This is a genomic window from Pseudoalteromonas sp. SG43-4 (assembly GCF_014164325.1).
GTDB classification, from domain to species: Bacteria; Pseudomonadota; Gammaproteobacteria; order Enterobacterales; family Alteromonadaceae; genus Pseudoalteromonas; species Pseudoalteromonas distincta.
The window spans coordinates 114,052-120,111 of record NZ_JACJFB010000015.1 but is presented as its reverse complement, the minus strand read 5'-3'; the positions used below and the strand labels follow the sequence as shown (position 1 = coordinate 120,111).

The window sequence follows — 6,060 nt, the reverse complement described above, 5'->3', positions numbered from 1 at the left end:
CGCAGAAATACGTATTAACGCCCAAATTTGCTTGGTGACAATAGCGTTTTGGACCCACCTGACTCCATGCCGAACTCAGTAGTGAAACGAAACAGCGCCGATGATAGTGTAGCATTTGCTATGTGAAAGTAGGACATTACCAGGCTTCAAATTCAGTCGAAGGACTTTAACCTTAATAATTAAAATAAGAAAATTGAAAAGAATTTTCTTGGTGACAATAGCGTTTTGGACCCACCTGATCCCATACCGAACTCAGTAGTGAAACGAAACAGCGCCGATGATAGTGTAGCATTTGCTATGTGAAAGTAGGACATTACCAGGATTTAATTAAGAGAAACCCGTTACAGTAATGTGACGGGTTTTTTGCTTTTTGGAATTTTGTAAATAGTCCATGCCGAACTCAGTGGCGAAATAAAGTAGTTCTAAAGCGAGCCCCGCAGAAGGACGCCCCGACACAAAGATAGTGTAGCATTTGCTATGTGCCTCTCCACCGCTGTGGCACTACGACATTACCAATATTTAATTAAGAGAAACCCGTTACAGTAATGTGACGGGTTTTTTGCTTTCTGAAATTTTGTAAATAGTCCATGCCGAACTCAGTGGCGAAATAAAATAGTTCTAAGGCGAGCCCCGCAGAAGGACGCCCCGACACAAAGATAGTGTAGCATTTGCTATGTGCCTCTCCACTGCTGTGGCACTACGACATTACCAATATTTAATTAAGAGAAACCCGTTACAGTAATGTGACGGGTTTTTGCTTTTTGAAATTTTGTAAATAGTCCATGCCGAACTCAGTGGCGAAATAAAATAGTTCTAGGGCGAGCCCCCGCAGAAGGACGCCCCGACACAAAGATAGTGTAGCATTTGCTATGTGGCTCTCCACCGCTGTGGCACTACGATATTACCAAGATTTAATTAAGAGAAACCCGTTACAGTAATGTGACGTTTTTTGCTTTTTTAAATTAAGAAAAACATCCCCCATTAAATTCAACAACAAAACTAGTTGCGTTTATTCGCGCGTGCTAAAATCCAATTTTTATGAATGATGATATAGAGGTCTAGTTTGCCTACAGCTGATTACCAAAAGGTGCTTGATGAAATAGCACATGAAGTACGCCCTTTATTATCACAAGGAAAAGTAGCTGATTATATACCAGCCCTTGCAGAGGTCGATCCTGAGCAATTTTCTATCGCTATTTATACAACTGATGGTAAGACTGTATGTGCGGGGGATTGCTCTCAACGTTTTACCATTCAGTCTGTTTCAAAAGTTATGACACTTACTATGGCACTGCAACGTTATGGTGATGAACTTTGGCATCGAGTTGGAAAGGAGCCTTCAGGTACTGCCTTTAATTCGCTTACACAGCTTGAGTTTGAAAAAGGGATTCCTCGTAACCCTTTCATAAATGCAGGCGCAATTGTAACGTGTGATGCGTTATACAGCCGCTTATCTGCACCAATGCACTCTATGCTCGAGACCTTTAGGTTGTTAGCTGGTAATAGAGGGATAGTGATTGATAAAAAAGTCGCTAATTCTGAGTATGAATTTAGGCATCGTAATGCTGCTATGGCACATTTAATGAAGTCGTTTGGTAATTTTGAAAATGAAGTCGATGATGTTTTATGGTCTTACTTTAACTTTTGTTCTATTGAGCTCAACTGTATTGAATTAGCCAAAGCTTATAATTTTTTAGCAAATAAAGGTGTTGATAATCGATCGGGCGATCGTGTTTTAAGTAGCCGTCAAAATAAGCAGCTTAATTCGCTATTATTTACCAGTGGCTTATACGATGCTGCGGGGGATTTTGGTTACAGAGTAGGTATGCCAGGTAAATCGGGAGTGTCAGGGACTATTTTAGCCGTGTTACCAAATAAGTTTACGGTAGCTGTTTATTCTCCGGGACTTAATTCGTTTGGTAATTCGGTTGCAGGAATTGCAGCGTTGGAACTGCTATCTAAAAAGCTCGATATTTCTATTTTTTAGGAAGTTGATAGGGAGCAATGATTGCTCCCACCGTTATTATTGTTCCCAATAAACCTGTTCTAAGCAGTCTTCGCGTTCTGGTAAACCGCGAGATAAACGAGGAGAGTGCTGAACTAACACTTCATAACTAGCTCGGTTAGCATATTTACTAATTTGCGATAGTGACGAGTAAGTAATAGCTTGTTGCTGATGCTTAGCAGAGTTTGCCACATTAAGTTTATGATAAACATTTGCTGATAAGTCATGTAGCACAGCCGCTAAAGCACAATCGCCTGCACCATTGGTGTTTTTGATTGAATCAGGTCCACCCATAAATGGGGCTGTATGGCTATATGCTCTGATAGGCTCATCACACTCGGTTTTACGCATAGCACGTGAAAATTCGTATCGATTAAAATCAGGTATGGCGCCTGGTAATAACGGATATTCGGTTTCACGCTTTAAGCTTTCGTCTACGTAGCCGGCCATAAATAAGCCTTTTTCGCCAGCGGTGCAAATTACCAAATCTACCCAATCAAGTGCTTTATCGGCAGCTAGAAGAGGGTCTTCAAAACCTGTAATAGCTAACCCTTCTTCTTCGTTCATAGCAAGAATATCAACATGCTTTTCAACAAAGTTTGCCCACCAGGTCGGGTCTTGTTCAATTAAGAATTTAGTTCCGAGTGTAAGAACAACTGGCACACCTGCATCATTAGCGTATTTTACCGCTTGCATAGTCGCTTCAGTCATCGTTTCACTACCTTGCGTACGCATGAGGTAGGCACTGATCACTAATGCTGATGAATTTTCAATAAGGTTTTTATCGATAGATTCAGGACGTAAGTGATTCATTAGGCCCGCACTTATCGCAAAAGTACGCTCACCGGTTTCATCAATTAATGTAAAACAACGACCTATAGGCCCATCTACTGGTTGGAGATAGTTTAAATCTACACGGCTTGAGGTATTACATAAAAAGCGGTAAGCATAGCTACCTATTTTTATATTTTCGCTCATTACGCCTAATAAAACTGAGCGATCATCTGCAAGTACAGAGTAGTTGTGCATAGTGTTACCAATGGTCCCACCGGCAAACTCAAAATCAACCATATCGTTTAATTTTAAACGATCGTATAAGGCGTTCGTTATGTCGCTATCAATAACTTGTGACATACCTCTACGTAGTTGAAATTCGTCAAGGAAAGCTTGATCAACTTTTGCCTCTATATCAACAACGATCTGATCGATACCCGTAATATAACTACGTTGTAATCGCTCTGTTGCGTTAAGTTGATTAGTAAGTGGATCTTTGGCTTCCACTGGAAAATAATGTTTATGCCTGCGGCGTCCAGGAAATTTCATTTGCTACCCGTGTTGTGAGCTAAATAAAAAAAGCGTGAGATTATAGCGTAAATCCACACTAGTGAGCCATTACAAACAGGTAAATATCGTTTTATTTTTGCAATAAAGTAATGAATGACGCACTTTAGAGTGCTAACTAGGTATAATTACAGCATAAAAAGTTATTTAAGTAGAAAGAATGAACGAGCCATTTAATGATTCCTACTGGATGGAGCAAGCGCTTTTGTATGCAAAGCAAGCAGAGTTGCTTGATGAAATTCCGGTTGGAGCAATTGTAGTAAAAGATAACCAGCTAATTTCAGTGGGGTACAACCGCTCAATAACGGATAACGACCCATCAGCCCATGCGGAAATGATTGCAGTGCGAGAAGCTGGAAAAGTACTTAATAATTATCGCTTAATTGATTGCACACTATATGTAACGTTAGAGCCTTGCTCTATGTGTGCAGGACTGTTGGTCCATAGCAGAATAAAGCGTTTAGTATTTGGTGCCCTCGATGCTAAAACAGGGTCTGCAGGTTCAATTATGAACTTATTACAAGAGCCGAGGTTAAATCATCAAGTTGAGGTGTGCGGTGGTGTTTTGGCACAGCAATGCGGTGATACTATTTCGAATTTTTTTAAGCGTAGAAGAGCGCAAATTAAAGCAGCTAAGAAAGCTGCTCGTGATGAACAAATAAATAAACCTAGCTAGAGTTAACTAGCGATTGGCTCTATTTCTGTTTCAGCCATTTGCTGCATAGCAAACATTCGGCGGCGCCAGATGATTTTTTTGTGCAGTTTTCTTAGCATAACACGACGACGTGTGGCTGTTGAATAAATCACATTGCGTTTTAATTTTTGTGTGCGTCTACGTTTTAGCATGTTTTCTCCTAATGCAAGAGTGAGAAAGGCGCAGGGTATATCTTATAAAATAATAATATACAAGTAATACACATTAGTGATCATTTGATGACAAGTAAACAGATATTTAATTTACTTAAATTTTGCTTACTGGTTTGCTCAAAAAACTGATACCTATATAAATCTTAGTTATTGTTTTCACTTGGTAGTTCGGGCTCAATTATAGGCTGTTGTTTTTCTGTTTGCGCTTCATATTTGTTACTTTTATCGTCACTTTCTTCATTTAAGTTTGGCTCGGTATCAGTGCTCTGCTCTGTGATTGGTTCTGGCTCAGACTCTACAGCAATAGCATTATTCTCATCTAGCCAAACAAGTGCATCGTAATAGCGACGAATATTATCAACATATTTAACCGCTACATCGCCACGCGCATAACCATAGCGAGTTTTACGGTAATAGCGCTTTTTAATTAACAGCGGTAAGCGTTTTTTTACATCAGCCCATTTATCAGGGCTTGCGCCTTGCTGCTCGGTAATTATACGCGCGTCGTTAACGTGCCCCCAACCTACATTGTAAGCCGCTAGTGCAAGCCATGTTCTATCAGGTTGAGGAATTCTATCAGGTATACGCTTAATCAGTTTACTTAAATACTTACCACCACCGCGAATATTTTGCTCTGGCTCTAAGCGGTTGGTAACACCTACTTGTTTTGCTGTACTGCGGGTTAGCATCATAATACCGCGAACGCCTGTTGGCGATTTAGCACGAGGATTCCACATAGATTCTTGATAGCTAAGTGCCGCTAATAAACGCCAATCAAGGCTACCAGCATATTGTTCAAACCATGGTTGGTATGTTGGTAAGGTTTCTTTGATAGCTTCGATATAAGCAAGGGTATTTACATAGTTAAATTGGCGTACGTGGCCAAAGTATTTTTCTTCAAGTACGTAGAGCTGATTACTCTGTTTTATATCGCCAAAAAATGGCACTAATAAGGAATATAAAGAATCATCTTTTGATTTATTAAGTATCCATGCAATCGGGTCGTTATGACTAACAGAAAAACCGATACTTAAATTTGGATGATAACGGCGAAATAACGATAGCGTATGTGTATCAGCGAGTGTGTAATCAATCTCGCCATCAATAACTGCTTGAAGTAGTTCTTCTTCATCAAACTCTTCGCTTTCTATCCAAGTAAGATCTGGATTGTTTTTTTTCATTTTTTGCAGAGTAAGCGAATGACTACTTTTAGCGATAACAGTAAAGTTGCCATCTAAGTCGGCAAACTCTCGAGGGCGAACACGTCCTTGCTTATAAACTAACTTTTGGCTGATTGTTCTGTAAGTTGGTCCATAACGGTATTGCTCTGCACGGGTTTTATTATAGGTAAGTCCTGAGGCAATTAAATCTAAATCACCGCTTTCAAGGCGTTCAAACATATCGGATAAGTTAAAAAATGGCACTATTTCAAGCTCTACACCTAGATATTCAGCAAATGCTTGAGATAGCTCATATTCAAAGCCTTGTTCACCTTGAACGGCTTGATAATAATTACTAGCACTTGCAAGTGTACCCACACGTATTTTGTTTTGTTCTTTTATTTGGGCGAGTTGAGTTGGCTGCTCTTGCATATCACATGCACATAACAGCATAACTAAAGTAATGATTATTATTAGTTTTTCTTTGAACATTGAGTGCCCCTTAAGCTCGCCAGCCACCGTTATAGCAAAACTAAGCCATCGCGTCACTTTACCTTTTATTTTATTAACCAAAAGAGGCTATAAATAAAGCTAAAAAGTTAATTTTATGAAAAGCGTAATTTTGAGTTAAATCTGAATGCTAATTGGACTATAATGCGTGCCTAAAATATCGTTCAATCCCTAACC

At 39.6% G+C, this 6,060-nt stretch carries 5 protein-coding genes and 2 rRNA genes; 4 read left to right on the top strand and 3 right to left on the bottom strand.

Features of this window, described 5'->3' with window-relative positions; genetic code table 11:
- The first annotated feature begins 30 nt into the window (after nt 1-30).
- The 3 genes from rrf (H5160_RS14935) (at nt 31) to glsB (ending at nt 1,987) form a co-directional block, all read left to right on the top strand.
- Nucleotides 31-145, top strand: a 5S ribosomal RNA gene (rrf, locus tag H5160_RS14935).
- A 62-nt stretch (nt 146-207) separates the two neighbouring features.
- Nucleotides 208-322 (top strand): 5S ribosomal RNA (gene rrf, locus H5160_RS14930).
- Between the two features lie 741 nt (nt 323-1,063).
- Nucleotides 1,064-1,987, top strand: a complete 924-nt coding sequence (gene glsB, locus H5160_RS14925) for a glutaminase B (protein ID WP_002961081.1) — start codon at nt 1,064-1,066, stop codon at nt 1,985-1,987.
- 36 nt (nt 1,988-2,023) lie between these two features.
- On the opposite strand, the gene H5160_RS14920 is transcribed toward glsB, so the two are convergent.
- Complete coding sequence (locus H5160_RS14920; protein WP_033021433.1) at nt 2,024-3,328, bottom strand: inosine/guanosine kinase; 1,305 nt, start codon at nt 3,326-3,328, stop codon at nt 2,024-2,026.
- Between the two features lie 178 nt (nt 3,329-3,506).
- Here H5160_RS14920 and tadA point away from each other — a divergent pair, with 178 nt between their 5' ends.
- The gene (gene tadA / locus H5160_RS14915) at nt 3,507-4,022 is read left to right on the top strand and encodes a tRNA adenosine(34) deaminase TadA (protein ID WP_002961078.1); all 516 of its coding nucleotides are present in this window, start codon (nt 3,507-3,509) and stop codon (nt 4,020-4,022) included.
- Between the two features lie 2 nt (nt 4,023-4,024).
- On the opposite strand, the gene H5160_RS14910 is transcribed toward tadA, so the two are convergent.
- Together H5160_RS14910 and mltF are read right to left on the bottom strand one after the other, a co-directional pair.
- Nucleotides 4,025-4,192 (bottom strand): hypothetical protein, encoded by a 168-nt coding sequence (locus tag H5160_RS14910; protein ID WP_002961076.1) that lies wholly within the window; start codon nt 4,190-4,192, stop codon nt 4,025-4,027.
- A gap of 164 nt (nt 4,193-4,356) precedes the next feature.
- The gene (mltF, locus tag H5160_RS14905) at nt 4,357-5,865 is read right to left on the bottom strand and encodes a membrane-bound lytic murein transglycosylase MltF (protein ID WP_182737866.1); all 1,509 of its coding nucleotides are present in this window, start codon (nt 5,863-5,865) and stop codon (nt 4,357-4,359) included.
- Nucleotides 5,866-6,060: the final 195 nt, after the last annotated feature.